This is a genomic window from Streptomyces incanus (assembly GCF_042656345.1).
GTDB classification, from domain to species: Bacteria; Actinomycetota; Actinomycetes; order Streptomycetales; family Streptomycetaceae; genus Streptomyces; species Streptomyces incanus.
In genome coordinates, this window is record NZ_JBHSPC010000118.1 from 13,923 (window position 1) to 40,124 (window position 26,202).

At 70.6% G+C, this 26,202-nt stretch carries 26 protein-coding genes; 5 read left to right on the forward strand and 21 right to left on the reverse strand.

What is annotated here, in order from left to right; all coding sequences use genetic code 11:
• Positions 1 to 14: 14 nt before the first annotated feature.
• The 14 genes from ACFP2V_RS31980 to ACFP2V_RS32045 all read right to left on the reverse strand — a co-directional run bounded on the left by ACFP2V_RS31980 (position 15) and on the right by ACFP2V_RS32045 (position 12,242).
• Positions 15 to 1,115, reverse strand: coding sequence for a beta-ketoacyl synthase N-terminal-like domain-containing protein (locus tag ACFP2V_RS31980; RefSeq protein WP_381218772.1), 1,101 nt, complete (start codon positions 1,113 to 1,115; stop codon positions 15 to 17).
• Positions 1,116 to 1,137: 22 nt separating this feature from the next.
• Positions 1,138 to 1,527 (reverse strand): hypothetical protein, encoded by a 390-nt coding sequence (locus tag ACFP2V_RS31985; protein WP_381218773.1) that lies wholly within the window; start codon positions 1,525 to 1,527, stop codon positions 1,138 to 1,140.
• Between the two features lie 32 nt (positions 1,528 to 1,559).
• Entirely contained in the window at positions 1,560 to 1,967 is a 408-nt protein-coding gene (locus ACFP2V_RS31990; protein ID WP_381218774.1) for a hypothetical protein, read from the reverse strand.
• Position 1,968: 1 nt separating this feature from the next.
• Positions 1,969 to 2,325, reverse strand: a complete 357-nt coding sequence (locus ACFP2V_RS31995) for a hypothetical protein (RefSeq protein ID WP_381218775.1) — start codon at positions 2,323 to 2,325, stop codon at positions 1,969 to 1,971.
• The gene (locus tag ACFP2V_RS32000) at positions 2,322 to 3,299 is read right to left on the reverse strand and encodes an acyl-CoA thioesterase family protein (protein WP_381218776.1); all 978 of its coding nucleotides are present in this window, start codon (positions 3,297 to 3,299) and stop codon (positions 2,322 to 2,324) included. Before ACFP2V_RS32000 ends, ACFP2V_RS31995 begins: the two co-directional genes overlap by 4 nt.
• A complete protein-coding gene (locus tag ACFP2V_RS32005; RefSeq protein WP_381218777.1) occupies positions 3,296 to 4,147 on the reverse strand; it encodes an alpha/beta fold hydrolase in 852 nt (283 codons plus the stop codon). Before ACFP2V_RS32005 ends, ACFP2V_RS32000 begins: the two co-directional genes overlap by 4 nt.
• Positions 4,147 to 5,100: a beta-ketoacyl synthase N-terminal-like domain-containing protein gene (locus ACFP2V_RS32010; protein WP_381218778.1), complete on the reverse strand. Its 954-nt coding sequence runs from the start codon at positions 5,098 to 5,100 to the stop codon at positions 4,147 to 4,149. Before ACFP2V_RS32010 ends, ACFP2V_RS32005 begins: the two co-directional genes overlap by 1 nt.
• A complete protein-coding gene (locus ACFP2V_RS32015; RefSeq protein ID WP_381218779.1) occupies positions 5,097 to 6,242 on the reverse strand; it encodes a beta-ketoacyl-[acyl-carrier-protein] synthase family protein in 1,146 nt (381 codons plus the stop codon). The genes ACFP2V_RS32010 and ACFP2V_RS32015 overlap by 4 nt, the downstream gene beginning before the upstream one ends.
• Positions 6,236 to 7,498 (reverse strand): beta-ketoacyl-[acyl-carrier-protein] synthase family protein, encoded by a 1,263-nt coding sequence (locus ACFP2V_RS32020; RefSeq protein ID WP_381218780.1) that lies wholly within the window; start codon positions 7,496 to 7,498, stop codon positions 6,236 to 6,238. The genes ACFP2V_RS32015 and ACFP2V_RS32020 overlap by 7 nt, the downstream gene beginning before the upstream one ends.
• A gap of 60 nt (positions 7,499 to 7,558) precedes the next feature.
• A complete protein-coding gene (locus ACFP2V_RS32025; RefSeq protein ID WP_381218781.1) occupies positions 7,559 to 7,813 on the reverse strand; it encodes an acyl carrier protein in 255 nt (84 codons plus the stop codon).
• A 514-nt stretch (positions 7,814 to 8,327) separates the two neighbouring features.
• Complete coding sequence (locus tag ACFP2V_RS32030) at positions 8,328 to 9,095, reverse strand: thioesterase II family protein (protein WP_381218782.1); 768 nt, start codon at positions 9,093 to 9,095, stop codon at positions 8,328 to 8,330.
• A 49-nt stretch (positions 9,096 to 9,144) separates the two neighbouring features.
• Positions 9,145 to 10,080: an ACP S-malonyltransferase gene (locus ACFP2V_RS32035; protein ID WP_381218783.1), complete on the reverse strand. Its 936-nt coding sequence runs from the start codon at positions 10,078 to 10,080 to the stop codon at positions 9,145 to 9,147.
• 268 nt (positions 10,081 to 10,348) lie between these two features.
• A complete protein-coding gene (locus ACFP2V_RS32040; RefSeq protein ID WP_381218784.1) occupies positions 10,349 to 11,344 on the reverse strand; it encodes a helix-turn-helix transcriptional regulator in 996 nt (331 codons plus the stop codon).
• Positions 11,337 to 12,242 carry a helix-turn-helix transcriptional regulator gene (locus ACFP2V_RS32045; protein WP_381218785.1) on the reverse strand — a complete coding sequence of 302 codons (906 nt, stop codon included), beginning with the start codon at positions 12,240 to 12,242 and terminating at the stop codon, positions 11,337 to 11,339. Before ACFP2V_RS32045 ends, ACFP2V_RS32040 begins: the two co-directional genes overlap by 8 nt.
• A 512-nt stretch (positions 12,243 to 12,754) precedes the next feature.
• Here ACFP2V_RS32045 and ACFP2V_RS32050 point away from each other — a divergent pair.
• Positions 12,755 to 13,576 carry a 4'-phosphopantetheinyl transferase family protein gene (locus tag ACFP2V_RS32050; RefSeq protein WP_381218786.1) on the forward strand — a complete coding sequence of 274 codons (822 nt, stop codon included), beginning with the start codon at positions 12,755 to 12,757 and terminating at the stop codon, positions 13,574 to 13,576.
• Positions 13,577 to 14,620: 1,044 nt separating this feature from the next.
• Here the strand turns inward: ACFP2V_RS32050 and ACFP2V_RS32055 are convergent.
• The 3 genes from ACFP2V_RS32055 to ACFP2V_RS32065 form a co-directional block, all read right to left on the reverse strand.
• Positions 14,621 to 15,259, reverse strand: coding sequence for an NADPH-dependent F420 reductase (locus ACFP2V_RS32055; protein WP_381218787.1), 639 nt, complete (start codon positions 15,257 to 15,259; stop codon positions 14,621 to 14,623).
• Between the two features lie 70 nt (positions 15,260 to 15,329).
• The gene (locus ACFP2V_RS32060; protein ID WP_381218788.1) at positions 15,330 to 16,376 is read right to left on the reverse strand and encodes a glucose 1-dehydrogenase; all 1,047 of its coding nucleotides are present in this window, start codon (positions 16,374 to 16,376) and stop codon (positions 15,330 to 15,332) included.
• Positions 16,377 to 16,428: 52 nt separating this feature from the next.
• Positions 16,429 to 17,346, reverse strand: a complete 918-nt coding sequence (locus ACFP2V_RS32065; RefSeq protein ID WP_381218789.1) for an aldose 1-epimerase family protein — start codon at positions 17,344 to 17,346, stop codon at positions 16,429 to 16,431.
• Positions 17,347 to 17,618: 272 nt separating this feature from the next.
• Here ACFP2V_RS32065 and ACFP2V_RS32070 point away from each other — a divergent pair, with 272 nt between their 5' ends.
• From ACFP2V_RS32070 to ACFP2V_RS32085, 4 genes are all read left to right on the forward strand, one after another.
• Positions 17,619 to 18,290 carry an HAD family hydrolase gene (locus tag ACFP2V_RS32070; protein WP_381218790.1) on the forward strand — a complete coding sequence of 224 codons (672 nt, stop codon included), beginning with the start codon at positions 17,619 to 17,621 and terminating at the stop codon, positions 18,288 to 18,290.
• A gap of 568 nt (positions 18,291 to 18,858) precedes the next feature.
• On the forward strand, positions 18,859 to 20,292 hold the full coding sequence (locus tag ACFP2V_RS32075; RefSeq protein WP_381218791.1) for a sugar porter family MFS transporter: 1,434 nt from the start codon (positions 18,859 to 18,861) through the stop codon (positions 20,290 to 20,292).
• Between the two features lie 54 nt (positions 20,293 to 20,346).
• Positions 20,347 to 21,528: an FUSC family protein gene (locus ACFP2V_RS32080; RefSeq protein WP_381218792.1), complete on the forward strand. Its 1,182-nt coding sequence runs from the start codon at positions 20,347 to 20,349 to the stop codon at positions 21,526 to 21,528.
• A gap of 522 nt (positions 21,529 to 22,050) precedes the next feature.
• Positions 22,051 to 22,188 carry a 2-dehydropantoate 2-reductase N-terminal domain-containing protein gene (locus tag ACFP2V_RS32085; RefSeq protein ID WP_381218793.1) on the forward strand — a complete coding sequence of 46 codons (138 nt, stop codon included), beginning with the start codon at positions 22,051 to 22,053 and terminating at the stop codon, positions 22,186 to 22,188.
• Between the two features lie 78 nt (positions 22,189 to 22,266).
• On the opposite strand, the gene ACFP2V_RS32090 is transcribed toward ACFP2V_RS32085, so the two are convergent.
• From ACFP2V_RS32090 to ACFP2V_RS32105, 4 genes are all read right to left on the reverse strand, one after another.
• Positions 22,267 to 22,572 carry a transposase gene (locus tag ACFP2V_RS32090; protein WP_381218794.1) on the reverse strand — a complete coding sequence of 102 codons (306 nt, stop codon included), beginning with the start codon at positions 22,570 to 22,572 and terminating at the stop codon, positions 22,267 to 22,269.
• Between the two features lie 273 nt (positions 22,573 to 22,845).
• On the reverse strand, positions 22,846 to 23,679 hold the full coding sequence (locus tag ACFP2V_RS32095) for a cytochrome c oxidase assembly protein (protein ID WP_381218795.1): 834 nt from the start codon (positions 23,677 to 23,679) through the stop codon (positions 22,846 to 22,848).
• Positions 23,679 to 24,245 (reverse strand): DUF2243 domain-containing protein, encoded by a 567-nt coding sequence (locus ACFP2V_RS32100; protein WP_381218796.1) that lies wholly within the window; start codon positions 24,243 to 24,245, stop codon positions 23,679 to 23,681. The genes ACFP2V_RS32095 and ACFP2V_RS32100 overlap by 1 nt, the downstream gene beginning before the upstream one ends.
• 448 nt (positions 24,246 to 24,693) lie before the next feature.
• On the reverse strand, positions 24,694 to 26,199 hold the full coding sequence (locus ACFP2V_RS32105; RefSeq protein ID WP_381218797.1) for an FAD-dependent monooxygenase: 1,506 nt from the start codon (positions 26,197 to 26,199) through the stop codon (positions 24,694 to 24,696).
• Between the last annotated feature and the right edge of the window lie 3 nt (positions 26,200 to 26,202).

The window sequence follows — 26,202 nt, forward strand, 5'->3', positions numbered from 1 at the left end:
GGGGCGGACGGCGGTCAGCGCAGCCGGAGTAGGGCGCAGCCGACGGTCCCGGTCCGGTCGACGGAGGTGACGAGGCCCACCTTCCCGGCCACGGCGCGGTGGTTCTCCGCGTGAGCCAGCAGGGCGGCGGTCTGGAAGGCGGCGGAGGCGGCGCCGGTGTCGCCGATCAGCTCGACCTGGGTGAGGTCGGCCGCGTCCACGCCGGCCAGCAGCTCGCCGACGGCCGCGGTCTCGGCGTCGCCCTCCACCCCGGGAGCGCCGGAGCGGGCGACGGCGGCGATCTCCGTGCGGCCGACGCCGGACCGGCGCAGTGCGCCGCGCAGGCAGGCCATGAGACTGCCGGCCACGTCGGCACGGAGCACGACGCCCAGTTCGACGGCCAGGATCTCGGCCAGCACCGGCTGTCCGGCGCCCTCGCCGGCCGCGGGTTCGACGAGGAGTACGGCACAGCCCTCGCCGAGCGGCGCGCTCGGCGCGCCGTCACCGGAGTGGTGCTCGAGCCAGGCGCGGGCGGTGGAGTACTCCTCGGCGGCGCCGCACAGCACGGTCTGGGCACGGCCCGCGGCCAGCAGCCGGCGGGAGTAGTTCAGGGCGTGCAGCCCTGCCGCCCGGCCGCCCGCGATGGTCGTGTTGGGGCCTTTCAGCTGGTACCAGATGGCACTCTGGCCGGCCGCGCAGTTCATCACGGTGTTGGGGAAGCGCGCCGGGTCGACGAAGAACGGCTGGTCGCCGGTGAGGGAATCCCGCGTGAAGTCCATCATGCTCTGGGCGCTGCCGGTGGTGGTGCCCAGAGCCAGCGCGGCGCCCTCGCCGGTGCCGACGGCCCTGCTCCGTTCGGTGTCGTCGAGCAGGGCCCCGACGGCGGTGACAGCCAGTCCGGTGACCCGGTCCATGGACCGGGTGCCCTTCTTGCCGAGTACGGTGCGGACCTCGAAGTCGGGGACCACGCAGGCGTCGCCCCGGGGCCCGGCGGGCTCGGCCCCGTCGAGCACGGAGACGGTGGGGCGTCGCTCGCGCACTCCCTCGGCGAACGCGGTCCGGCCGATGCCGAACGGCGACACCGCGGACCACGCGGTGATGACAGGGCGTCCGGCGCCCGTTGCGGTGGTGGTCATGTCCGCCACGCTTCCCTTCGGTTCACAGGTAACAGACCATTCGGTACTCGGGCCAGCGCAGGGCGATGCTCCCGTCGGAGGCCGTCAGCACCCCCTCCAGCAGCCGGTCCGGAGCCAGTCCGTGCGCGGCCAGGGCAGACTCCTCGGCGTGGACCCGGACCCCGGCGTCCATGAGGGTGCGCAGGTCACGGCGGGGGTCGGTGAGGGTGTCCAGGGTGCGGCTGCCGACCCGCAGCGCGGGGACCGGCTCGGCACGTACGCCGTAGGTGACGGCTCGTCCGCGCAGCAGCACGTCGAGCCCGCCGAGTTGGCGGTGCAGCTCCACCGCCAGGTACAGGGCGTCGAAGAACTGCTTCTCCAGCGCACCGCGGTAGGCCTTCTCCACGATGGCCAGCGTGCGCCGTCCAGGCATGCCGGTTTCCTCGGTGGTCCGTGCGCCGGCCATCACAGGACCCCCACCTGAAGGGTGCGGCCGGCCGCGGCCACATGGGCGCCGTAGCCGGACGGGGGCCGCATGACGACCTGCGGCAGGTGGTCCGCCGCACCCCGGTCGTCGCTGCAGAACCGGCAGCCGTACCAGTACAGCCGGTCCGGAAACGTTTCCAGCATGTCCTTCACCAGGGAGGCCGTGGACGGATACACCCCGTTCCAGTTCGCCAGGTTGCGCGGCTTGTCCTCACCCAGCGTGTTCTGGGTGAGCAGGGTGGCGTACCCGCACGCCCACACCTGCACGGCACGGCCTTGCTCCAGCAGCGCCTGGACCAGGCGCAACGCGCTGGTAACGCGCTCCGACTCGTGCGGTGAGCCCATGAGGGTGATCAGTACGTCGGTGGGCGGAATGCTGCGCGCCATGTCAGTGCCACACCGCCTGTACACCGGGGCCGGTGACCCAGCCGGCCAGTTCGTCCATGTCGGAGACCGCCGCCCGGGGACGCAGCGGGAGATGCCCGATCCCCCGCTGCACGAGGGAGAAGCGGTCGACGGCCAGTCGGCCGCCCGCCGCCTCGAAGCGGTCCAGGTCCTCGTCGGTCCCGGGCCGGGCGAGGAGGCAACCGTCCTCCACCAGGTACATCAGCACCGGGTACCCGGCCCGGGCCTGTGCCGTGGCGTCGCGCCGGAGGCCGGCGTCCACCGGGGCGCACGGCCCGTGACTCTCGATCAGCAGGATCCGCGGCGTCCTTCCGCCGCTCCCTCCCCGGGCGTCGTTCACGGCTGCTGCTGCCGTGCCGTGCCGTTGAGCGCGTCCAGCACGTGCTGGTCGAAGTTCTCCAGACTCCAGTCACGGCGGTTCCTGATGACCGCGTAGCCGTGCACGATGGTGCCCGTGGCGGTCTTGAGGAGGGCGCCGTCGCGGACGACGTACCAGTTCATCCGGGTGGTGTAGGTGAAGTCCTTGAAGACCTCCTCCACCTCGTAGGTGGTGTAGAGGTCCTCCTCCATCATCGCCTCGTCGAGGATCCGGATCTCGGACCGCGGCACGACGGGGATCCACCGGCGGTCGTCCAGCAGCGTCTTGATGGAGATGCCCCGGTCCGCGACGAACCGGTCCTTGCCCTCCTCCATCAGCCTCAGGTAGCCGGACATCTGGAGGCGCTCGGTGAAGTGGCAGTACGGGTACGGGATGTTCCACTTCCAGCCGTAGGCGTTCTTGCCCTCCAGCAGCTCCTCCAGGATCGTGTCCTCGGAGGTGAACGGGGTGAGCGGCGCGGGCTCCGGGCCGGCTCCGAGCCGGTCCACGGCGAAACGGGCGAGCTGCTCGGGCACCTCGCCCGCGGAGTCGAGGTAGGTGTCGATCCGCAGGGACACGCGCACCTTGGAGGTGACGGCCTTGAGGATCTCCCCGTCGCGCTCCACGTGCACGGTCACCCTGAAGCCCAGCGTGCCGTCCGCGTCCTTGGTGAACGGGACGACCTCGGCGGTGGCGACGTCGTCCATGTGGAAGGCGTGCAGGATACGGGTGTCGATCCCGACGATGTCGAGGCCGAGGCCGTGCTCCTCGTACAGGCCACGGGCCGGAAGAGCGGTCTGCCGGAAGTGGTCGAGGACCGCCTCCTCGACCATGTAGTTGACGTGCTTGAAACCGATCCAGGTGCAGATGTTGGAGCCCTCGTAACGGGGGCGGACCTGGACGGAGGTCGTCTCGGTGAGGAGCGCCTTGACGGCGGGCTCCGTGACGATGGTCATCGACGGTGCTCCAGAGCTGTGTCGGGGACGGGCGCACGCTGCGGAGCGCCGGTCCCGAGGGAGTTGACGAAACCGACGGTCTCGGAGGCGAACCGTTCCGCTTCCTCGATCATCGGGAAGTGCCCGCAGCCGGGGAGGACGAGTGCGCGCGCGTCCGGCAGCGCGGCGGCCAGCGCCACGCTCTCGCCGGGCGGTGCCGCGAAGTCCTTCCCGCCCCCCAGCACCAGACAGGGCACGGTGACCCGGCCTGTCCGGAGCTGCGGAGTACGCAGGTAGAGCTCGAAGAAGCGCAGCCAGCCGTACGGGCCCACCCGGTCCCGTACCCGCTCCCCCATGGCCGCCCGCAGGGAGGCGGGAAGCCGGTCACCGGAGTGGACCCGCAGGCCCTCCTCCATGATCAGGTGGAAGTCGTTGAGGTAGTAGCTGATGGTGTCCCAGCCGAACTCCTCGGCGGTGCGCCGGTAGAACGGCGAGACCAGCACCAGGCCGCGGATCCCGAATCGGGCCAGGGCGTCCTCGCCCCGCCGGCTTTCCCGGTCGACGAGGTCCAGCAGGACGTCCGCCGACATGGAGTGCGCCACCACGATCTCCGGGCCGCCGGGCACCGCGGCCAGCACCCGGGCCAGGGGACCGGCGAGATCACCGTCGGTGCCCCAGTGGGGCACACCCTCGGCGCTCCAGGGCAGCCGGGCCGACCACACCTCGTACTCGGGGGGCAGCAGAGCGGCGCTGCGGTCCCAGACGCTGTCGTTCTCCGCCAGTCCGTGGACCAGCAGCAGCCGGGGCCCGCCGGTGCCGGCGGTGCGCCGGCGGACCGTCCCGGCGCCGGGGCCGTCGGGCGTGGGCATCAGACGGTCTCCGGGGCCGGGGGCTCCAGCAGCACGAGTCCGGCCGAGGCGTCGTCGGCGTCGGTGCCGCAGACCGCGAACACCGGCCCCTCGCCGCATTCGTCGAACAGGCCGACGGCCGTCGCGCACTGCAGCACACCGAGCGCGCCGGAAGCGCGGCCGGAGTGCTCGGGCAGGGAGGTCCGTTCCACCCCGGGCAGCAGGTCGGCGCCGACACCCTCGGAAGCCGTGCCGGGCAGGTGCCACCACGCCGGGGCCGGCACACCGGAGGCGGCCAGCCGTTCCAGGACCGCCCCGACACCGGCCGCGCGGACGTACCGGCCGAGTACGGCGCGGACCCGCGCCCCCCGCGCACGGGCCGCTCCCGCGTCCTCCAGGACGACAGCCGCGCCCCCGTCGACGGCGTGCCCACCGCCGAGCAGCCGCTGGACGACGTCGTTGTCCGGCTCGACACCGATGACGAGGACCCGGTCCACGCGGCCTGCCGTGATCATGGTCGCGGCCCAGTTGACCGCGTCCAGACCGGAGGTCGCGCCGTTGCACACCATCAGGTTGGGACCGCGCAGGCCGTAGCGGATGGCCGCCGAGGAGGCGATGACGTTGCTCGAGGCGTTCGGCAGGTCCATCGGGCTGGTCGCCGAGACGGTGCCCTCCCGCAGGGTGTCCAGGGCGCGGACGACCGTGTCCAGGTTGCCGTAGTTGGAGCTGACGACCACGCCGACGTCCCCACCGGACACCGTGCCGTCCTCACCGAGGAGGCCGGCGTCGGCCAGGGCCGCGGAGGTCAGGCAGTAGCCGAGCTGGGTGGCCCGGTCCTTGTAGCGCAGGCCCTTCCTGCCCACCAGGGCGGCCGGTTCGACGGGCGCGGCGCCGGGCTCGGGGCCGACGGCCAGTGCCTTGGCGGAGTCGGCCCCGGGGATCAGTACGGACACTCCGCTGACGACGACGCTCACGCGGTGGCCTCCACGATGGCGACGGCGTTGATGCCGCCGAATCCGAACGCGTTGAGCTGCGCCACGTTCATCGACGCGGACGCGGCGTCACCGGTCACGAAGCGGAACTCCTCGGCCTCCTGGACCGGTTGTTCCAGTCCGACGGTGGGCGGGACACGGCCCTCGTTGAGGGCGGTGACGCCCATGACCAGACCCATCAGCCCGGACGCGCCGGAGGTGTGGCCGGTCATCGACTTGATCGCCGTCATCAGCGGACCGCTCGCCGCGTCGCCCAGCGCGTCGGCCATCGCCGTCGCCTCGGCCTCGTCGTTGAGCAGGGTCCCGGTGCCGTGCAGCATCACCAGGTCGATGTCCTTCGGCTTGACGCCCGCCATGTCGTACGCGGTGCGCATCGCCTTCGCGATGCCCTCCGGGGAGGGCGCGGTGACATGGAAGGCGTCACAGTTGACGGCGACGCTGCGGAGCAGGGCGTGCGCCCGTCTGCCGCCGGTCTCCCGGCTGAGCACGACGGCGGCGGCGCCGTCGCCCATGAGGACTCCGGTGCGGTCCCGGTCGAAGGGCCGCACCCGGTCCGGCGGGGTCGGGTGGACCCGCTCCAGCAGTCCGTACATGCTCTCGGTGAGCACGTCCACGCCCGCGACGATCACCGTGCCGGGGGCGTGGTCGCCCTCCTCCGCCAGCAGGTCGGAGCCGAGCGCCAGCGCGTACAGCGAGGCGGAGCAGGCGTTGGAGAAGGTGTGCGTCACATCGGCGTCGAACCGCTCGCGCAGCGCGGTGCCGAAGTGCAGGCCGGTGTCGTCCAGGCCGGTGCCCTCGCGCCACCAGAGCTCCAGGGAGCGCAGCTCGCGCAGCCCCGTCCCGATGAGTATCGGTATGCCGGAGAGGTCCTCGCCCAGGCCCGCGTCGGCCGCCGCCTGGGCGATCGCGTCGATGAGCAGCGCGGTGGCGCGGGCGGGTACGTCCTCGCCCGCCTCGGGGCGGTCGTCCACCTCGTAGGCGTGCTGCGCCCGGAAGCGGGTGCGGTCGAACCCGCGCAGCTCGGCACGACCGGTGATTCCCCGGCACAGGTTGTCGAAGAGTGTCCCGACACCTCTTCCGGTACTGGCCACAGCGCCCATGCCGGTGATCGGACGGCTCAGCATGCTTCCTCCTTCGGGTGGTCGTACCGGCCGAGGAGGACCACGGCGTTGTTGCCGCCGAACGCCAGTCCGTTGTTCTGGACGACCTTGAGGTCGGCCTCGACGGCCTGGTTCGGCACGCAGTCGACGTCGCACTCGGGGTCCGTGGTGACGTGATTGATCGTCGGCGGGATGAACCGGTTGGCGATGGCCAGTGCGCAGCCGATGGCGCCCAGGGCGCTGGCCGCGCCCATGCTGTGGCCGAGCATCGACTTCATGGAGACGGTGCGCGGCGGGGTGCCGAACACCTCGCGGATGGCGCCCGCCTCGGTGATGTCGTTGGCCTTGGTCCCCGTCCCGTGGGCGGAGATCAGGTCCACCTCGGCCGGCTTCACGCCCGCGTTGTCCAGGGCGAGTTCCATGCAGCGCGCGACGCTCGCCCGGTTGGGCGCCACCTGGTGGTGGGCGTCGCAGTTGAGGCCGTAGCCGAGCACCTCGGCGTAGATGGTGGCGCCGCGCTCCAGGGCCGACTCCAGCCGTTCCAGGACGAGCACTCCGGCGCCCTCGCCGGTCAGGATTCCCTTGCGGTCGGCGTCGAACGGCCGGCAGTGCTCCGGCGCGATGGTTCCCAGCCGGTAGAAGCCGGTGAACGTCTTGCGGCACATGGCGTCCGCGCCGCCGCAGAACGCGTAGTCCGCCTCGCCGGAGCGCACCGCGTCGAAGCCGTAGCCGATGGCGTAGTTGCCGGCGGCGCAGGCGGTCGGAACCGTGACGGCTTCGACGTCGGCCAGTTCGAGCTCCTGGGCGATGGCGACCGAGAGCCGTCCGGCGGGAATCCTCCGGGCCGCCATCGGGTCGAACGTCTCCGGTCCGCCCTTGAGTTCGGCCTCGACCAGCTGATCGAGGTCGTAGGACTCGCCATCGGTGGTGCCGATGGAGATCAGACCCCGTCGGCCGCGCAGGTCGGCAGCGTCCAGGCCGGCGTCCTCCAAGGCCATCCGGGCCGCGGCGGCCGAGAACTGCGCCGCCCTGCCGAGCTGTTTCGTCTCCAGGGTGCGGATCCAGTCCAGCGGCTCGAACTCGACGATCTCGCAGCCGTTGGCGTGGGCGAAACCTTCGGTGTCGAACACCGTGATGGGCCGGGCCCCGCTGCGGCCCTCCTTCAGTCCTCCGAGGAACTCCTTGACCCCCAGCCCGATGCTGGAGACCACTCCGAGTCCCGTCAGGACCACCCGGTGCCGCCCCGTTGCCTCCGGACCGGCGTCGTGCACTGCCGACATGCCTATCTCCTTGTCCACGTCCGACCTACGCGCGCGTCACCCGGAGGCGTCGCGGAGGGGTCACCAGCCGGCCGGCTCCCCGACGACCTCGTACACGCCCGTGAGGTTGACCATGCGCGGCAGTTCGGACTGGTTGATGACCACACCGAACTCCTTCTCCAGTGCCGCGAGGATCTCGATCGCGCGGAGCGAGTCGGCGTTGTGGTCCTCCTTGAAGAGGCTGGTTTCCGAGACCTCTTCCTCCTCGATCTCAAGAATGTCGCAGACGATTTCCTTGATGACGACAAGACGCTCTTCACGCGTTGCAGCGGCCATGCTGGCACCTCTCTCGTGAATTGCCGAACGGGCAATTCCAGTAACTTCCTGACGATTTCTAAGCCACGGCTATCCGCTCCGACAAGCCGCATTGCACAAAGCTGCCAAGCAACACCGGGTGATGGGCCGCGGACAGCGGGGGCGGGCGGGATTCGGCAGGGTCCGGCCGCGGCCCCGGCCCCGGTCGGGGTCGGGGTCGGTGCGGGCGGGGGCCGGGTCGGTGACAAGCTCGGCCGGGGTCGGGGTCAGCGGATCGCGTCCCGCCAGGTGGTGTAGCCGATCAAGTACTCGGAATGCGCAGGTCATCGCCGCATCGACGCGGTTCAGGGCCCCCCATGGCGCTGACGGCAGGTCAGCCGTGCGCGGTGCGGGAGCCAGGTCCCATGAGGTGGCTGACGCGCGGTTCACCGGAACGCGTCGAGCAAGGTCGCTTACACCACGAGGCGGGGCACGACCGGTCAGCGGGGGCGGGACGTTGGGTCGGTGACGAGCTCGGTCGCGGCCGGGGCCGGGGTCAGCGCAGGCGGGAGGCCAGGTCGGTGACGAGCTCGTCCCTGCTGGGCACCAGGTAGAAGTGGTCGCCTTCCAGCACCTTGAGCTCGAAGCCCTTCGGGGCGACGCCGGCCCAGGCGGCCACCTCTTCCCCGGTGACGTTGGGATCGCGGTCCCCGACGTAACCGACGACCGGGCAGCGCACGGGCACGGCGGGCCGGGGGCCCTTCTCGGCGTACCGCCCGACGATGGTGAAGTCGGCCAGGAGCGCCGGCATCACGAGTTCCCGGAGGTCGGGGTCCTCCAGCAGCGCGGCGTCGGTACCGCCCAGCTTGCGGACCTCGGCGAGGACGGACTCGGCACCGTCCAGGTGCGCGGTACGTGGCCGCTGCCCGTGGGGGGGCCGCTGGCCGGAGACGAGGAGAACGCTCGGGCAGAAGCCGTGCTTGCGTTCCAGGCGGACCGCCACCTCGTAGGCGAGCGAGGCTCCCATGCTGTGGCCGAAGAGGGCCAGCGGCTTGTCGAGGAGGGGCAGAACGGCGGCGGTCACCGCGTCGGCCATCTCTTCCATGCTCTCGATGCAGGGCTCGGCGATCCGCTCCTGGCGCCCCGGGTACCGGGTCGCCAGAACCTCGATGTCGTCGCCGAAGGCGTTTCCCCAGGAGTGGTAGGAGCTCGCCGAACCACCGGCGTGCGGCAGGCAGAGCAGTCGCATACGGGTCGAGGCGGACGGGGAGTAGCGCCGGAACCACGTCGCGTCGCTCCGGGGGGTGTGCTTCAGGGTGTTCATGGCACCGGGCTTCTTGTATCGGGGAGTTCGGTCCAGGGTGGCGGGGGTGTCACACGGTGGCGAGGCCCTCCAGGGCGCCGGGGCCGTCCACGGCGGTCACCTCGACGTCGGGATCGATCCGGCGGATCAGATTCGTCAGTACCCGCCCCGGGCCCAGCTCGACGAGCCGCCGGCAGCCGAGCCGTCCGGTCAGGGTCCGCACGCTCTCCTCCCAGCGCACGGGGGAGACCAGCTGGCGCACGGCCAGCTCCGGCCAGTTCCCGTCGCCGGTGTACGGCTTCGCGTCCACGTTGGCGACCACCGGGAGGTGTCCCGGGGCGAACCGCACGTCCCGCAGGGTCCGGGCCAGCCGCTCGGCCGCAGGCGCCATGAAGGGGCTGTGGAAGGCGCCGCCCACGGAGAGGCGGATGAGTTTGGCCCCCACGCCCGGAGCCAGTTCCGCCGCCCTCCCGATGCCGTCCGTGGAGCCGGAGAGCCCTGTCTGGCCGGGGGCGTTGATGTTGGCCACCCACACGTCGAGCCCCTCGGCCCGCACGTCGGCGGCCAGTGCCTCGGCTTCCGGGAGTCCGATCCCGACGAGCACGCCCATGGCGCCCGGACGGAGTTGCTCGGCGTCCCGCATGGCCTGCCCCCGGTCCGTCACCAGGGCGACGGCGTCCGGCAGCGTGAGCACTCCGGCCACCGTCAGTGCCGCGTACTCTCCCAGGCTGTGCCCGGCGCACGCCACGGCGCCGTCCAGCGCCCCGCACCGTGCCGCCTCCGCGTGAGCCATCAAGGCCGTCGTGAAGACCGAGAGCTGAGCCAGGTCGGTGCGGCGCAGCACGTCGGTCGGGGTCCGCAGCAGCAGTTCCTCGACGTCCTTGCCGCTGTGCCGGGAAACCTCGCCGGCCAGGCTCCACGCGGCGGTGTCCCGCCAGGGTTCACCCATGCCTTGACGTTGCGTCCCCTGTCCGGGGAATACCAGACCGATCGGCGTCGGGGTCAACTTTCCACACCTTCCACGTGGCACAGGGACAGGAACGGGGCCCGCACCCGGCTGATGAGGTCTCGGGTGACAGGCCCCCGACACCCGGTGTGCCGCGGGGCCGAGGAGTGAGGGCCCCGGCCCCGCGGCGCACCGGATCGCCGGCGGCACAGGAAACGCGGGGGCCGCCGGAGTTCTCGGGTCAGGGGTGTCCGGCCGTCCGCTCGGGGCGGACGGCCGTTCGTGCCGTCCCTGTCTAACCGGCTCCGTCGGACGGGTGCAACGACGGCTACAGGAAGCTGCCAGTGCCGAACCGGCCGTCGCGAGGAGGTGTGCCGTCCGCGTCGCGTACGTCCCGCGCCGCTCCCTGGGCCGGCGCGTCCTGCCGTGGTGCGCCCCGCCGGCCGGGCGGCCCGGACGCCCCCTTGGCCAGTCCGGCCGACGGGTGAGGGGAGTTCTTCCGGCCCTTGGGCAGCAGCCCCAGCTCGGCCGCCCGAACCCCCGCCTGGAAGCGCGAACTCGCTCCGAGGAGCGCCATGATCTCCGCGACGTAGCGGCGGTAGGTGCGCACCGAGACGGAGAGCTCGCGGGCGGCGACCTCGTCGGTGATGCCGACCTGAAGACGGTCCAGGATCTGCCGGGCCACGTCGGCACGGTCGCGGTCACCGAAGTCGATCCGTTCCTCGACCGGGACCGCGTGGCGCCAGAGCCCCTCGAAGAGGGTGCCCAGCGTGCCGATCACGGTGGTGGCGCGGATCACCGAGGCCTGTCGTCCGGTGAGCGCTTGCGAGGTCACCAGGGCAGCCGCCCCGTCGACGACCATCACTTGGAGCATGGGCACCCGGGCCACCCGCACCTCGTACCGAAGGCTCTCCAGCATGTGGGGCTGGACCACGCCGCTGTCGAGCATCGCCTGGGTGCACAGGAGCCGCAGTCCGATGTTCTTCCGGCTGGTCTCCAACTCCCAGTACACGGAGTTGATCGCCTCGACGTGCTCCGAGTCGGCCAGCACGATGTCGATGGTCCGTTCGGCCTCGGCGACCAGCCCGAGGGCTGCTGCCGCCACCTCGCCGACGCAGGCGGTGACGTTGGTGATCAGCGAGTCCCGCACGACACGGTCGCGGTGCTTGGCGACGGTGGCCTCGATCAGCCGACGGACCTCCATGAGCGTCTGCTCCAGGTCGTCCGCGGGCTGTTCGCCGAGTTGTCCGGTGTCCTCGGTGCGGCTCCGAGGGTCCTGCGCGGTGGCATACCGCGGCCGTTCGGCCGGATAGGGATCAGCCATGGCGTTGTGGTTCCCTGCCGGACTCTCTGCCGGGGGCATCGGCGCGCTGCGGCAGCAGTGCCATCTCCACGGCCCTGACCCCGGCCTGGAAGCGGGAGTTGGCTCCCAGCTCTTGCATGATCTCCGCGACGTGACGACGGTACGTGCGCAGGGACACCCGGAGTTCGCGTGCCGCAACCTCGTCGGTGCGGCCCATGCAGAGCTGTTCCAGGATGCGTCGTACCGACTCCGTCCGCATGCGCGCGCTCGTGCGCTGGTACTCGGCGAGCGACCTGGCGTTGGCCCAGGATCCGGCGAACAGCAGGTCCAGGGCGCGGGCCGACGCAGTGTCCTTGATGATCGCGGAGTCGCTCGTCTTCCCGGGAGAGTCCGGCATGAGGGCGACCCGGCTGTCGACGATCAGCATGCCGCGCAACTCCCCTTCGTCGACCCGGATTTCGCACCGGGTGTCCCGGAAGTCCTCGGCGCTCGGCCTGCAGCTGTTCATCGCCTGCGGCGTGCACAGCAGTCGGATGACCGGGCCGCCCGCCGCCCGCTCCTTGGAGGGTGCCGCGTGGGCGGCGAGCGCGTCGAACACGGCAGACGCGTTCTCGCCGGCGGACAGTGACACGGAGACGGAGTGACGTGCCAGCCCGATGAGCCGGGTGACCGTGCCGCCGATGTCGGCATCGTCCGCGCGCAGGACGAGGGACTCGCGCACCGGCCTGGTCCGGTGCAGCGACATCGTCGATTCGATCAGCGCACGTGCCTGAAGCAGCGCGCTTTCCATCCTGTTGACGCCTTCGGCCGTATCGATGGCGCCGTCGGCAGGACCCGCGGCCGGCCCGCCCGACGGAGGTTTCCCGATCACGACAGACATCAGGTCTTTACCATGGGTTTTCAACGTGGAAGTCTTCATTACACCGATTATTCCCCGTAGCACTCAGCGATAGAATCCTCGCCCTGGAGGATGAAGTTGGTAAATCCGATGCCAGGAATTTTATTCCTGTTGAAAAACACACCGGGACTCCTGGCTGTTAACTTTGCCTGAACAATCATCCATTCATCGTCAATCTACCTGTCGAGGTAAAGCGATTCACGACGCAGCGGGCGGGGCTCAGGATGGACCAAGCCTGCTCGACTCCGAAGCTCAGACATTATGGGCTGGCTGCGAGCCAGTCAACGTCGGGGTGCAGGCATAGTCCAGGTAAAGCAGCACTCCCCGGCGGGCTTCACGGATCATTGCACCCAAAACCTCCGGCCGGGTTGTCAGCAAGTTGCAGCACTTTCGGCGGGTGCCATGGAACCGACCCAGGGTTGGGCACGGACGGCATCCGGACGGTGACACTCGGTCATTGTCACGGTGTGTCCCTGTCCACTTACTGTCATCCGTGGTCGGCCTGTGGGGTGGCCGACCTAGCGTCTCGGTACATGACCGCACCCCGGACCGGTACCGAATCAGCCAGTGGATCCCCGGGCGTCCGGGAGGCGCCGGACGGGGCGACCGTGTGGTGGTGGCGGGGTGCGACGACGGTCCTGGCCGCGGACCTCGCCCTCCTGGACGACTCCGAGAGGCAGCGCCTGGGGCGTATGCGCACCCCGGCCGACGCCGCGGAGTTCGCGGGTAACCGGGCGTCGGTGCGCCGCGTCCTGGCCGGTCTGCTGGACGAGGCGCCGGAGCGGATCCGCCTGGGCCGCAGGCCGTGTCCGGGCTGCGGGAACGGGGAGCACGGTCCGCCGGCGGTGCTGGATCCGAAGGTCGAGTGCTGGATCAGCATCTCCCACACCTCGGGCTGCGGCATGCTCGCCGTGGCCGCGGCGCCCGTCGGGGTGGACGTCGAACGGGTGCGGGACATCCGTGTCCGGGATCTCGCGCCCACCGTCCTCACCCCCTCCGAGGCGCGGTGGCTGAACGGCCTCCTCGCCGGGGACGCGCGGCGACGGGCGTTCCTGCGCTGCTGGACCCGTAAGGAGGCCGCGCTCAAGGCGGTCGGTGTCGGCGTCACGGTTCCCCTGGATCTGGTGGAGACACATCCGGCCATCGCCGGCACGGTCACGGTTGCCGCCGGGGTGCCCGGCACGCCCGACGCCTGGTTTGTCACCGACCTGCCAGTACCGGCGGCCTGGACGGCCTCCGTGGCCCTCCCCGCCGGGACGGCCGGGCCCGTCCGGCTGCTTCCTCACGCCGGAAACCGAGCCCGTCCCGGTGAAGCGGCCTTCGGTATGCGGGAGGAAAAGGAGTCCGTCGGTTGAGTTCGTCTTTCGAATTGCCCCGGCACGATTCCCGTTGAAAATTGAATTATCTCGCGGGATCCTCCGCGTGAACTCGCGAGGAGTAGTTCTTTCCTTCCTGCGGTCCGGGCCGGGGGCTTCCCCGAGCCCCTCCCGGAGGTCGAGCTTCGCTCCCTCGGAACGTCGCGACGCTCTCATCGTCCGACGCGGGCGAGAGGCGCCGGCCGAGTCCTCTCCCGCCCCGGGTCGAGGCGTGGCGAAGGGCGGCGACCGGCTTTCACGGCGTTAGCAGAATTCGGCTGGGGTCGCAGTGGAGCGTGCACAAGAGGCACCGGATCTTCACATGGTCCGTGGTGGCCGGCCGAACGGACCGGCGCGGACCGGGGGGCCGGAAGGTTCGTATGGTGGCGTTCGTGCCGTGGCCGACCTGGCGACGATGTGCCGGGGCGTTCACCAGGATGTTCACCGGGGTCGTCCGGAAGACGTCCCGACGGTCGGTCGGCTGCCGCACCATGTGGAGCGCGTGGCGCTCCTTGAGCCTGCCGTGAAGGTTGGTAACTGCTCGCCGGGGGTGCACACGGGGCCGCGTCGGCTCGATCGTGTGACGGTTCGTTCGCGCGCTCATGGCGCCCCGGGCCGGCCGGGTCGACGTGAGCGTGCGCTCCGGGACGCCGGGCACGGCGCCGGCGGGCGGGGCTCCCGCTCCACCGGTGGGATGGTTCGGGGCCTCTCCGTCGCCTTGGCCGTACCCGTGGGGCCGGGTCGCGCTGGGATCCGGCCTCCCGGGAGCGGACCACGCACGGGAGGCGGGTCGCCGCCCCGGGGCCGGGTACGCCGACAACCCGGGGGCACCTCCCACGCCCTTGAGGCGGTGGGGGAGCGCCCAGGACCGTTCGGGGGGCTGAATGGGCTCACTCCCGCTCAGTCTTCAGGAACGGTTTCTGGCGGGTGAACAGCCGGTTCGGGGTGGTTGTGGCAGGGCCGGGTGCCCGGCGTCCGAGGGGGTTGCCGGGTGTTCGGCCGTGGGGTCGGACCGGGGCCCACGGGGCGCGTGGCATTCGCCGGTCAGGAGAGGAGCTTGATGGCGCTCTGCCAGTTCAGTGCGAGGGGCTGCTGGATGGCGATGTGCAGGAATCCCATGGCCTCCAGTTCGCGCGCACGCCGCAATGCGCCGACGTCCAGCGGGCGCATGGCGGCGGAGCGTACGAAATCGGCCACGCTGTCCTTGGCCGTTTGTGAGTCCCCGGCGATGAAGACGTCGAGCGGGACGCCGTGCCCCTCCCCGGTCTCCAGCAGCGTGGCGAACGTGGTGTTGAACGCTTTGACGACCTGTACGTCCGCGCCCACGTTCTCCTGGATCTGCTCGGCCGCCGAGGTGCCGGGCGGTGTCGACAGCGCGTCCATGGTGGTGAAGTCGACGGGATTGGAGATGTCGACCAGGATCTGGCCGGAGAGGTCGGTCCGGGCGGACTTCGAGACCTCCAGGGCGGCGTCGTAAGGCAGAGCGAACACGGTCAGCTCGGCCTGCCCGACCGAGGAGGCGTAGGCGACCTCGCCGTCCGGGAAGCGCTGCTTCAGCCCGTCGGCGAGCAACTGTCCGCTGCCGGCTTTGGGGTTGACGAGGCGCACCGCATGACCGCCGGTGAGCGCTCGGACGGCAATGCTCCGGCCCATGTTGCCGGTTCCCACGATGTTGATTCTCATGATCGCCCCTTTCGTCTTCGGCGCACCGGGCGTGCTCGTGCACGCGGGGTCGGCACCCGTACCGCCGATGTCAGGCCTGGAGGTCGACGACGACCTTCACGTCGTCGCCGCGCTTGTGCAGCGCGTCGGCGAAGCCGCTCATCGGTACCCGGCGGGTGATGAGACGGTCCAGCCAGCGCGGGTCGGCCTTGGCGAGAGCGGTGGCGGCCTGTTCGTAGTGGCGGCGGCCGGCGTTGACGGAGCCGAAGACGACGGTGTTCTCCAGCACCATTTCCCGGGCGGTCGCGTCCAGGTCCACGGCGATCCTCCGGCTGCCGGAGGAGATACCGGTCAGGCAGATGACGGCGCCGGCCCCGACTACTTCCGTCAGTGCGTAGACGAGTGAACCGGCGCCGGTGCATTCGATGACGACGTCGGGTTCCAGGCCGATGTCCCGGACGTCGCCGGTGTGGAACGTCCCACCGAGGTCGGCGACGAGCTGTGGTTTGGGACCGCTGTCGTTGAGGTCGAGTACGTGCACTTCCAGGCCGCGTTGGGCGCCGAGCATGGCGGCGAACAGGCCGATCGGCCCGGCGCCGGTGACGAGGACGACCTGGGGCTTCCAGGAGGACCGGGTCAGGATGCGTTCGGTCTGTTCCCATGCCTTGGCGAGCACGGAGACGGGCTCGAGCAGGACTCCTCGGTCGCCGAGGGCGGGGTCGAGCTTGACCGCGTACCGCGGTTCGCTGCGCCACCGCTGGGACCCGAAGCCGTTCAGCTCTTTGATGCCGCGTTCGGTGTAGAGGCCGTTGCGGCAGAAGTCCCACTCACCCACCGAACACGGCCCGCAGGGCACGGGGTCGGGGCGTCGCACGATGCCGGCGACCAGGTCTCCCGGCGCGAATCCGCTGTCCTCGGGTGCCTCCAGTACCTTCCCCAGGGATTCGTGCCCGACGAGCAGACGCTCCTGACCGGGCGGCGCCGCACCGTAGCCCTTGTCGACGATGTCGATGTCGGTACCGCAGATGCCGAGGAGCCGGCCTTCGACGAGCAACGAGCCGTGCTCCGGGCCGGGTTCGTCGACGTCACGGATCTCCACCCGTCCGGGGTCACCGGGTACGACGGTGATGGCCTTCATGTTCACGCCCTCCTGGCATGCGCAGTACCCCCAGCGGGATGCGGGTCGGAGTTCAGCCGTAGGGGTCGATGCCCCACCGCGTCCGGTGCGTTTGCCCGACCTGCAGAGTGATCAGCCCTTCGCCGGAGTTGAACGCGTCCGGCGCGCAGGTCATCGGCTCCACCCCCAGCCCCGTGCGGCGACGGTCGGCTTCCGGCAATGAGTCACCTGTGAAGATCTCCAGATACGGATACGTCTCGTCCGCCCACAGCACCACGACAGGGCCATCGGGGTTCACCAGCCTCACCCGGGCACGGCCGTTCTCGTCGCGGCGCAGGTCCGTGTAGGTCACGTCTATCCGCCGGTCACCGAGCGGTTGTTGTACGCGCAGGTCATAGGCCGTGCCCTCCACCGGCTGGTGTCCGGTGGGAATACCGACGTCGTCGACAGGCAGATATACCGAGCCGGGAACCTGAACGTGCGCCGTGTCGATGCCCGGTGTGTCCGCGACGAGGTAGGGGTGCGCTCCCGTCCCGTAGGGGCACGGGGCCGGACCGAGGTTGGTCGTCGTGGTACTCACGGTGAGACCGTGGTCGTCTAGGACGTAACCGATGCGGCACTCCAGTGTCCATGGCCACCCGGGGCAGGGATGGAGGGTGTGCCCGAACGACGCCGCGTCCGTGTGGCCGTCCGGACACCGCCAGGAAGCCCACCGGGTCAGGCCGTGGATGGCACCCAGGGCCTCCGGCTCGGTGAGGTCCAGTTGAAGCGGGATCCCCGCCCAGGTGTAGGAGCCGCCCCGGACACGGTTCGGCCAAGGGATCATGGAGTGGCCGCGGGCACCCGTGCACATCTCGTCGCGGGGGTACCCGTCGATGACCCGCCGGGTTCCCACCCTGTACGAACGCAGGCCGCCCCCGACCTCGGTGAGCCGCACCTCCTGCTCGCCGTGGTGGATCCGGTGCTGGCTGCCCGACGGCAGGACTGTCATTTCGGCCTCCCGGGTCTCATCCCTCACCGGACGCACGGCTCTGCGACCGGTGAGGCCCGTCCTGCCCGCCGATCCGCGCGGGCGGCCGACTCGAAGGCGGCATTGCCGACCCGGCCGCAATTTCACGCTAGCGCCATTCCGCCCCGCTGTCGCGATCAGCCGACCCCGCTCCTGACCGGGCAGCGCCGCCCCCGCTCGCCGAGGAGCCGCGGTACCTCCACCCTGAAAGGAAGTCGTCGCCGAGCGCGGCGACGGAATGGAGGGACACGGAAATGGGTCCGATCGCAGTGCTCTTCGACATCGATGAAACCCTGGTCCACACCGGCGGTTCGGGGGCACGCAGCTGGGCGTGGGCGTTCGAGCAACTGCACAGTGTGGCGGCCGACATCGGTCAGCACACTTCGGCCGGTGAGACCGATCCAGAGGTCGGCGGCAAGACGTTCCGCGGGGTGCTCGGCCGGGACGCCCGCGCTGACGAGATGAACCGGCTGTTCGCCGCCTACCTCCTGCACCTGGCGGACGACGTGTGGCGGTCCGATGGCTACCGGGTGTTGGACGGCGTCGAGGACGTGCTGCGCCGGATCGCGGACGCCGGCGTCATCCTGGGCCTGACGTCGGGGGCCATGGAGGGTGCTGCCAGGACGAAGCTGGAACCGGGCAAGCTCGGCCGCTACTTCCTGTTCGGCGCCTACGGCTCGGACTCCCCGGACCGGGGCGAGGTGACCAGGATGGCCGTCGCGAAGGCCGCCCGGCTGCATGGACAGGATCTCGGCCGGGACGAGGTGTACGTGGTGGGCGACACCCCGCGCGACATCGAGGCGGCGCATGCGGCGAACGCGACGGCGATCGGGGTCGCGAGCGGCCACTACAGCGTGAAGGAGCTGCGTGCCGCCAACGCCGACCATGTGCTCCATTCCCTGACGGGCCCCTTCCCGGGCCTGTGACCGGGGGCACGGACCGCCGTCGTGGAGCGTCGCCGGCGTACCCACGGCCGGAGCGGCCCCGGGTCACGGCGCTCCTCTCGTACTGGTGGGACAGGGGTGCCGTCACGCGCGAGTGACCTGCCCAGCGCGTCCTGCGCAGGGGGCCCGGGCCCGGGCCGCTCAGGCACTCGCCGCCCCGTGATCGTGGTCGCGGCCTCCCTTCCCCGGCAACCACGCGGCGATCGCCGCCGCTGCCGGCACCGTCATCCGGCCGCCGTCGCGGGCGCCACCCCCCCTCACGGCGGCTCTGCTCATGGCCGCCTCGCCGGTCCGGGGCGAAGCCCGCTGCCCGGCCCCGATCCCGACGTCGTCGCCAAAGCCGCGGTCGCCGCGTCCCGGCCGCCGGGCGCACCGCCCCGCTCCTCGAACGGCTCAGCGGCACCAGGCTGCGCCCTCTCGTTGCCCGGAGACGAACGGCCCCGCCCCGCCCCGATCGGATCGCCAGGCGCGCTGTGCGCTCCGGGCTGTGATTCCGTATGTCGAAGGACGGCTCGTACGTCCGGGCGCTGACGCATGATGGGGATTCGAGATGGTCCAGGGATTTTCCAGGGAACCGGGGACCGAGGGTCCTCTTTCAGGGATTGCCCCGGAGGGTGTGCGGAAGGTTCGCCTCTGGGCGCTCTTCATCGCGCTCGGCGGATTCCTTTTCGGATTTGACACGGGTGTCGTCTCCGGGGCGTTGCTGTACATCAAGGGTGAATTCCATCTCAATTCCTTAGAGCAGAGCAGTATCGTCAGTGTGCTGCTCATCGGCGCCATGCTCGGAGCCATGGGGGCGGGGCGGGCGGCGGACCGGCTGGGCCGTAGGAAAACGCTGGCGATCGAAGGGCTGTTGTTCATCGGGGGGACCGCGATCCTCACGTTCGCCCCCGGCTACGTGGTGCTCCTGATCGGCCGCATCGTCCTCGGCGTGGCGGTCGGTGCGGCCTCGGCGACCGTTCCCGTCTATCTCTCGGAGGTCTCCCCGACGGAGTTGCGCGGGCGGTTCCTCACACTCAACCAGCTCATGATCACGGTTGGCATCCTGATTTCGTACCTCGTCAACCTCGCTTTCGCCGGCAGCGGTCAGTGGCGTGCGATGTTCGCCGTGGGTGCGATTCCGGCCCTGCTGATGGTCGCGGGGACGGTGTGGCTGCTGCCCGAATCGCCGCAGTGGCTGATCCTCAAGGGCCGGGTGGACAAGGCCCGGAAGGTCATCGAATCGGTCAGCAACGAGGAACGGGCGACGCATCTGATCGAGCGCGCCCTGCGGCGGCGCCCGGACGAGAAGCAGGGTGCGGAACAGAAAAAGGACTGGCGGGTTCTGCTGGCGCCCCGTGTCCGGCCGGCGCTGATCGTGGGTCTCACACTGGCGGCCGCGCAGCAGTTCGGTGGAATCAACACGATCATTTACTACGCACCGACACTCATCGAGAAAACCGGCCTTTCGGCAACGAACTCCATCTTCTATTCGGTGGCGATCGGGGTCATCAACCTGGTCATGACGATTGTGGCCATCAGGCTGGTCGACCGAATGGGGCGCCGCCCACTGCTGCTCATTTCGCTGACGGGCATGCTGGTGACGCTCGTTCTGCTGGGATTCTCGTACGTGGTGGGCATGAGCTCTGTGCTGTCACTGCTGTTCATGGTGATCTACATCGCCTCCTTCGCCGTAGGACTCGGCCCGGTGTTCTGGGTGCTCGTGGGTGAACTCTTCCCGTCCTCGGCTCGCGCTGCCGGTTCGGGCGCGTCCACCGCCGTGAACTGGGCGTCGAACTTCGTGGTCAGCCTCGTGTTCCTGCCGCTCGCCAATGTGATCGGCCAGGGCGAGACGTTCTGGATCTTTGCCGTGATCGTTGTGTTCACCCTGTGGTTCGTCGGCCGTTATGTGCCCGAGACCCGCGGCCGTGAATTCGACGAGGTGGACACCGCTCTGCAGGCCCGCTTCGGCAGGAAGCCGCAGGCCGGTCGGGCTTCGGGCTGACGCCGACCCGTGGATGCGCGGCGCGACAGGGTGCGACGGCGGCTCCGCGCCGCGGTGCGTGAGGTACCCGCTGCCCGGGAGCGGGTCAGGGCCGACCTGTGGCCGATCCTCCAGCAGACGTGCGCGGCAACGGTGGCGTGGCTGATCGCGAGACACCTCGTGCATCACCACGAGCCGCTCTTCGCGCCGGTGGCGGCCGTCGTCGCGCTCAACGCCTCACGGGGCGAGCGCGGTGAGAATGCCGTGCGGCTGCTGCTCGGAGTCGTCATCGGCATCCTGATGGCCGAGTTCTGGCTCACGGTTCTCGGCAATCATGGATACGGGGCGCTGGCGATCGCCACTTTCACGGCCATGCTGATCGCGCTCCTGCTGGGCGGCGAGCGGATCGTGCGCGCACAGGCGGCGGTCAGCGCCATCCTCGCCGTCGCCACCTCGAACGTCGAAGCCGGACCCGAACGACTGATCGACGCGCTGATCGGTGCCGGTGTGGCGCTGCTGATGAGCCAGATCGTGTTCCCCGCGGAGCCGATCGCGCTCCTGCGCCGAGCGGAGGTGACCACCTTGAGAGCCCTCGCCGACGCGCTGGATCTCGCGGCCCTCGCCCTGCGGCACCGCGATCACGTGCTCAGCGACCAGGAGGTGCTCGACCGCCTGCGTACCGCACGCGAAGAGCTCGTCGAGCTCGACCAGACCCGTAGCCGAAGCACCCGGATCGCAGGCCGCTCGCTGATCTGGCGCACACGGGGGGCGCCGGCCCTGCGGGAGAGCCTGAGCGCGGGGCGGCTCGTCCTGCTCGGGGACAGTTGCCTGACGCTCACACGTACTGCCATGGACGTCCACCCAGGTGCCGTCCACCCCGGGCCCACGATGTCGGACGCGGTGCGTGCACTCTCCCGGGCCGTCGGCGAACTCGGCCTTGCGCTCGGGGACCTGGGCACCCGCCGAGCTGCGGCGGCCATCGCGCTCGGCGTACTGCGCGGGCCGGTGGAGCCCGGCGGCGGTCATGACACGTACTCCAGCGCCGTCCGCGTCGCGGTGCGAAGGGTCGCCATCGACATCATGCTGTTCGCCGGAGTCGACAAGGACAAGGTGGCCGAAGCGGAACGGGCCGGTGGGGAGACGGCACAGGAGCTGGACGAGCACGTGCCGGACCCTGTGAAGACCGTACTGTCGGGGCTGTCGCGGCTGTCATGGCTGTCGCGGTTCAGGAGAAGGCACCCGCGTCCGGACCGGTGACATCGCGCGCTTGGCATCGCCCCGGCATCAGGCCCGGACGTTCACGACACTTCGGCGGGGGGCGCCGGACGGACATCCTCCGCGCGCTGGAAGAGCGGGGCGTACGCACGCCCGCGGGCCGGCACGGATGCGCTGCCGCTCCGGGAGGAAACCGGTCTGACGTATGCCGGCGCGGTCACCGCCACGGGCGCGCATCCGGTCGGGAAGAGCCCGTGGTGCACGCCTGCGGCCACGCTCTGCACGCCATATGCCCGTCGGGTGCGGCGGCACGGCCGATGTCGGCCTCCCCGCGATCGTCGAGTCGACGCGAGCGGCCGCGAGCGAGCCCGTGCCGTGGTCGGTCCGCGACCCGACTTCCGGTCTCGTGCCGCATCCTCCGGGCCGCCCCCGTGCCCGCCGCGGTCACGAGGCGCTCGGTGGCCGGCAGGCCGTGACACGGGCGCTGCGTTCCCTTGTCAGGAAAACCCCGGGTTCCCGGCGGAGTATGGACAGGGGAAGGAAAAGCGCGCGAGGGAGCTTTCCATGTCGCACACCACAACGGTCACCGTCCTCGGAGCCGGCGCCCTCGGTGCCGCGATGGCGACGCGGCTCGGAGAAACCGGTCATGAGGTACGGCTGTGGAACCGTACGGGGGAGAAGGCCCGTGAAGTTCCATCCTGATCATGGACAGCGGGTGTTTACGCCGCAGGGGTGAGAGCCTGGATGCCTTCTCCGCATCGACGAACGCGTGGCGCGCGGCTACTTCGCCTTCCGCCGAGCGAGGAAGGCGGTCGCCTTTCCCGGCACCTCGATCGTCTGTTCCTGCTCGCGGACCCTCCGCCGCAGCCGGACCGGTTCCTCACGTCCCGCGGTGGTCGGCGCTCCTGCCGGTCCCTCGCCCCGGTCGATCGCGGTTTGCTTCACCCAGCCCCGCAGCCCTTCGGAGCTCACCCCGAGCTCACGGGCCACCTCCGTCACCGTCCGCCCGGAGGAGCGGACCGGTCCGACCGCGTCCCGCTCGAACTCGGCCGTGTACCGCTCGCCCGCATTGCTCTTCTCGCTCACTGCCTGGATCTGCTTCCTCCGGAACCTGTCGTCCCAGTGTCAGGCTGTCCAGCTCCAGGGTGGAACTTCAATCCCTTGGACTCAGTCATCTGGACATGGGCTTCTTCGTAGGCTCTTTACCGGTTCGGGTCAGCGGCCGAACGGGGCGATGCCGCTGGTGCTCATGGCCCCGAGGACACTTTGGGGACCGCACGCCTCGGCGCGTCTCCCGCCAAGCTCCATGCCGGAAGTCATGGGATTCGGAACGAGAACCATGACTCGCCCTGGGTGGTGTCAGACAGGTGCTGATACGTCCCGAGGGGCGACAGCCTCACGGGACGCCGCGCGCCGGTGGTCGGGGCGCCAGGTGGCGACCAGAGCGGCGGCCAGCAGCAGCTCGGCAATATCGCCGCCGTAGTACATGATCTCCGCGCCTGCCTGGACCTGGTCGATGGGGGCGTGGATGTCGACCCAGAAGCCGCCGTACATCAGCTGGGAGATCACCGCGTGCGCCGCGATGGCGACGCCGAGGTAGACCAGCCGGGCGCGCACGCCCGGCCGGGAGGGGGCGGGGTCGGGTCCGGCGATGACGTAGGCGAACAGGCACCCGGACAGCAAGAAGTGCGCGTGCAACAGCCAGTGCGCATCCGGGGTGCTCATGACCGCGTGGTGGAGCGGAGTGAAGTAGAGCACCGCGAGGCTGCCCGTGGACAGCAGCAGCGCGACCACGGGACGGGCGACCAACCGGGCGGGTGGGCTGTGCAGCACGGCGGTCAGCTGCCGTCCCCGGGCAGCGGGCAGGGTACGCAGCAGGAGGGTGAGGGGGGCGGCCAGGACGAGCGCGAGCGGCGCGTACATGCCGATGAGCATGTGCTGGGCCATATGGCCGCGGAAGTCATCCTGGGCGAATGGTGCCAGGGGCGGCAGCAGTGCCACAGCCAGGAGGACGATACCGGTCAGGAAGCCAGCTGTACGAGCTGGTTTCCATCCCCGGGCGGGATTGCGGCTGCGAGCACGGCGGGCCAGCAACAGGTAGGTGCCGGCGGCAAGGAGCAGCGCGAGTGCGGGCAGCAGAGTTTCCGCGAGGCCGCCGGTCTCGTGGCCGTGCATGGGCGTGCCGTGGTCCATCACCGGCTCCGCTGCTGCCGGGCGTCGGCGGTGGGGGCGTCGGGGTCGAAGGGACGGCCGCTGCGCTGCAGGAGGTGGCCGCCGACCAGGAGGAGGACGCCCAGGAGGATGAAGGCCATGTCCCACCAGATCTGGTACGGGCCGCCATGGACGTGGTGGATGCCGAGGATTTGATGGTCGAGGAGTCCTTCGACGATGTTGAACAGACCCCAGCCGACCAGCATCCAGCCCCACAGCACACGGGAGGTCCACACACGGCGCCGGTTGTGGGTGACGCGGGCGAAGAGGATGGCCAGACCGAGCAGGACGGCGATCCAGCACACGGCGTGGAAGATGCCGTCCCACACAGTGTTCATCTCCAGGCCGGAGACGGTGTGAGGGTTGTAGTACTTCACGCCGATGCGGTCATCGTTGGTGCTGGTGAGCATGTGATGCCACTGCAAGAGCTGGTGCAGCAGGATGCCGTCGACGAAGCCCCCCATCCCCACGCCGAGCACGATGCCCGGCAGTTGGATACTCGCCGGCTGCGTCACGCCGGCCCGGGCCCCACCCGTCGTGGTGGCCATCGCTCGTCTCCGCTCCTGGTCATAGCTCGCCGTGATGTGCCGTCAGGGACAGATTCCCTTCCCGGCCGCCCTCACCCCACATCCGCTTCGGCCATCCGGCCTAACCGATTCGTGTGCGATGCCCCGACCGCTTCGACAGCATCGGTGCCCTCATCTGCCTCGCGGAAGGGCCGCGATCACGTACCCCCTGAGCGAGGCAGCTGAAGCGCACCTCAAGGAGGCACTCCGCAACTTGTGACAGCCGGGCTCACCGACGATGTGGTGGTAGGGGGTGCCCGGTGAGACGCCGAGGAGCTTGGCGATGGAGGTGATTGAGCGGCCTGGTTCGGGCAGGAGATCGCGGGCGGCGCGGACGACTTCCTCGGTGGCGGCGGTTCGCGGACGGGCGAGGGCGTGCGGAGGGGCCGCTGATCGCGTGAATGCGGTCGGGCCGTGGTGGACATCCGGCTCAGGGCACCTTCGCAAGGTTGCCGGCGATTGCGGCCTCCAAGGTGATGCCGTGGGCGGGGGCTGAGCTGTCCGCTGCCCAGCAGACGTAGCCGTCGGGACGGATGAGCAGGGAGGCGGCGCCCAGGTCGTCGGCGGACGTGGCGCGGACGAGGTCGACCCGTGCGGGGAGACGGAGGCCGGCCGGGACGACTCCGGCCAGATCGAGCAGGACGGCGTGCCCCGAGCCGAACAGCGTCGACAGCCGAGTGGAGCCGGCCTCGGTGACCAGGTCGGCGTCCGGCATGCGTTGTCCGGTGAGCGGGTGGTCGCCGGACAGCTCGTAGCGCAGCGACAGGCCGGACATCAGTCCTGCGAGGTGGCGGTTGGTGTCGGGCAGTCGCAGCAGGTCGATGAAGATGTCGCGCAGGGCGGCCACGTCCTCGCTCGGGTTCGGGTCTGCCAGCACCCGCTGCGCCGACGTGTGGTGCAGGACCTGGGCTCCGACCGGGTGCCGTTCGGCGTGGTAGGTGTCCAGGAGGCCGTCCGGGGCTCGGTCCTGGAGGGTCGCGGCCAGTTTCCAACCGAGGTTGAACGCGTCCTGGATGCCGAGGTTGAGGCCCTGGCCGCCCAGGGGCGGGTGGATGTGCGCGGCGTCGCCGGCGAACAGGACGCGGCCCGCGCGGTAGTGCTCCAACTGGCGGGTGGCGTCGCTGAACCGGGAGGAGTTCTCCACGGTGGCGAGGGTGGTCTCATCGCCGTACACGGCGTGCAGCGCGGTGGTGATCTCCTCGAGGGAGACGGTGTCGGGGCTGTCGGGGGCGGTGTCCGCCTTGTCCGTGCGCCCGAAGGTGAAGCGGTACCGGTCGCCGCCGAGGGGGACCAGCATGGCCCAGTAGCCGTCCGCCTGGCGCATCAGCGTGCTCATGTGCCCGATCTGCTGCGGCACCAGCGGCGACACGGTGGACAGGCGGACGTCGGCCAGCACCGCCTGATGGGTCCCGGGCCTGCCGGGAAACGGCAGCCCGAGCAGTTTTCGCACGGTGCTGTGGCCGCCGTCGCACGCCACCAGGTAGCGCGCCCGCACCCGCAGACCCTCCGCCGTCACGACCACACCGTCGTCGTCCGACTCGACCCCCGAGACGGCGTTTCCGCGCAGAACCCGCGCGCCGACGGCGATCGCCCGCTCCTCGAACACGTCCTCGACCCCCCACTGGGCGATCGCGATCGGGAAAGGGTGCCTGGTCTGCCAGGGGGTGCAGTCCAAGGGCACGGGCAGGGTCGCGAAGTGCCCGCCGGCCGGCGCGTGTGGCGCGGCCCGCTTCAGCAACGGCTCCAGCAGTCCGCGCGATTCCAGCAGCTCCGCGGTACGCGGCTGGATCCCGCCGCCCTTCACCTGCTCGGCGCGCTGCGGCAGCTTCTCCAGCACCAGCGCCTCCACCCCGGCCAGGGCCAGCTCGTACGCCAGCATCAGTCCGGTCGGGCCGGCGCCCGCGACGACGACCTCGGTCTCGATCTCAGCCGACATCCC

Excerpts from the sequence above, each read along its gene's own strand:
- ACFP2V_RS31980 (WP_381218772.1), bottom strand. The coding sequence starts at position 1,115 with ATGACCACCACCGCAACGGGCGCCGGACGCCCTGTCATCACCGCGTGG.
- ACFP2V_RS31985 (WP_381218773.1), bottom strand. The coding sequence starts at position 1,527 with ATGCCTGGACGGCGCACGCTGGCCATCGTGGAGAAGGCCTACCGCGGT.
- ACFP2V_RS31990 (WP_381218774.1), bottom strand. The coding sequence starts at position 1,967 with ATGGCGCGCAGCATTCCGCCCACCGACGTACTGATCACCCTCATGGGC.
- ACFP2V_RS32000 (WP_381218776.1), bottom strand. The coding sequence starts at position 3,299 with ATGACCATCGTCACGGAGCCCGCCGTCAAGGCGCTCCTCACCGAGACG.
- ACFP2V_RS32005 (WP_381218777.1), bottom strand. The coding sequence starts at position 4,147 with ATGCCCACGCCCGACGGCCCCGGCGCCGGGACGGTCCGCCGGCGCACC.
- ACFP2V_RS32015 (WP_381218779.1), bottom strand. The coding sequence starts at position 6,242 with ATGCTGAGCCGTCCGATCACCGGCATGGGCGCTGTGGCCAGTACCGGA.
- ACFP2V_RS32020 (WP_381218780.1), bottom strand. The coding sequence starts at position 7,498 with ATGTCGGCAGTGCACGACGCCGGTCCGGAGGCAACGGGGCGGCACCGG.
- ACFP2V_RS32025 (WP_381218781.1), bottom strand. The coding sequence starts at position 7,813 with ATGGCCGCTGCAACGCGTGAAGAGCGTCTTGTCGTCATCAAGGAAATC.
- ACFP2V_RS32030 (WP_381218782.1), bottom strand. The coding sequence starts at position 9,095 with ATGAACACCCTGAAGCACACCCCCCGGAGCGACGCGACGTGGTTCCGG.
- ACFP2V_RS32040 (WP_381218784.1), bottom strand. The coding sequence starts at position 11,344 with ATGGCTGATCCCTATCCGGCCGAACGGCCGCGGTATGCCACCGCGCAG.
- ACFP2V_RS32045 (WP_381218785.1), bottom strand. The coding sequence starts at position 12,242 with ATGAAGACTTCCACGTTGAAAACCCATGGTAAAGACCTGATGTCTGTC.
- ACFP2V_RS32050 (WP_381218786.1), top strand. The coding sequence starts at position 12,755 with ATGACCGCACCCCGGACCGGTACCGAATCAGCCAGTGGATCCCCGGGC.
- ACFP2V_RS32055 (WP_381218787.1), bottom strand. The coding sequence starts at position 15,259 with ATGAGAATCAACATCGTGGGAACCGGCAACATGGGCCGGAGCATTGCC.
- ACFP2V_RS32060 (WP_381218788.1), bottom strand. The coding sequence starts at position 16,376 with ATGAAGGCCATCACCGTCGTACCCGGTGACCCCGGACGGGTGGAGATC.
- ACFP2V_RS32065 (WP_381218789.1), bottom strand. The coding sequence starts at position 17,346 with ATGACAGTCCTGCCGTCGGGCAGCCAGCACCGGATCCACCACGGCGAG.
- ACFP2V_RS32070 (WP_381218790.1), top strand. The coding sequence starts at position 17,619 with ATGGGTCCGATCGCAGTGCTCTTCGACATCGATGAAACCCTGGTCCAC.
- ACFP2V_RS32075 (WP_381218791.1), top strand. The coding sequence starts at position 18,859 with ATGGTCCAGGGATTTTCCAGGGAACCGGGGACCGAGGGTCCTCTTTCA.
- ACFP2V_RS32085 (WP_381218793.1), top strand. The coding sequence starts at position 22,051 with ATGTCGCACACCACAACGGTCACCGTCCTCGGAGCCGGCGCCCTCGGT.
- ACFP2V_RS32095 (WP_381218795.1), bottom strand. The coding sequence starts at position 23,679 with ATGGACCACGGCACGCCCATGCACGGCCACGAGACCGGCGGCCTCGCG.
- ACFP2V_RS32100 (WP_381218796.1), bottom strand. The coding sequence starts at position 24,245 with ATGGCCACCACGACGGGTGGGGCCCGGGCCGGCGTGACGCAGCCGGCG.
- ACFP2V_RS32105 (WP_381218797.1), bottom strand. The coding sequence starts at position 26,199 with ATGTCGGCTGAGATCGAGACCGAGGTCGTCGTCGCGGGCGCCGGCCCG.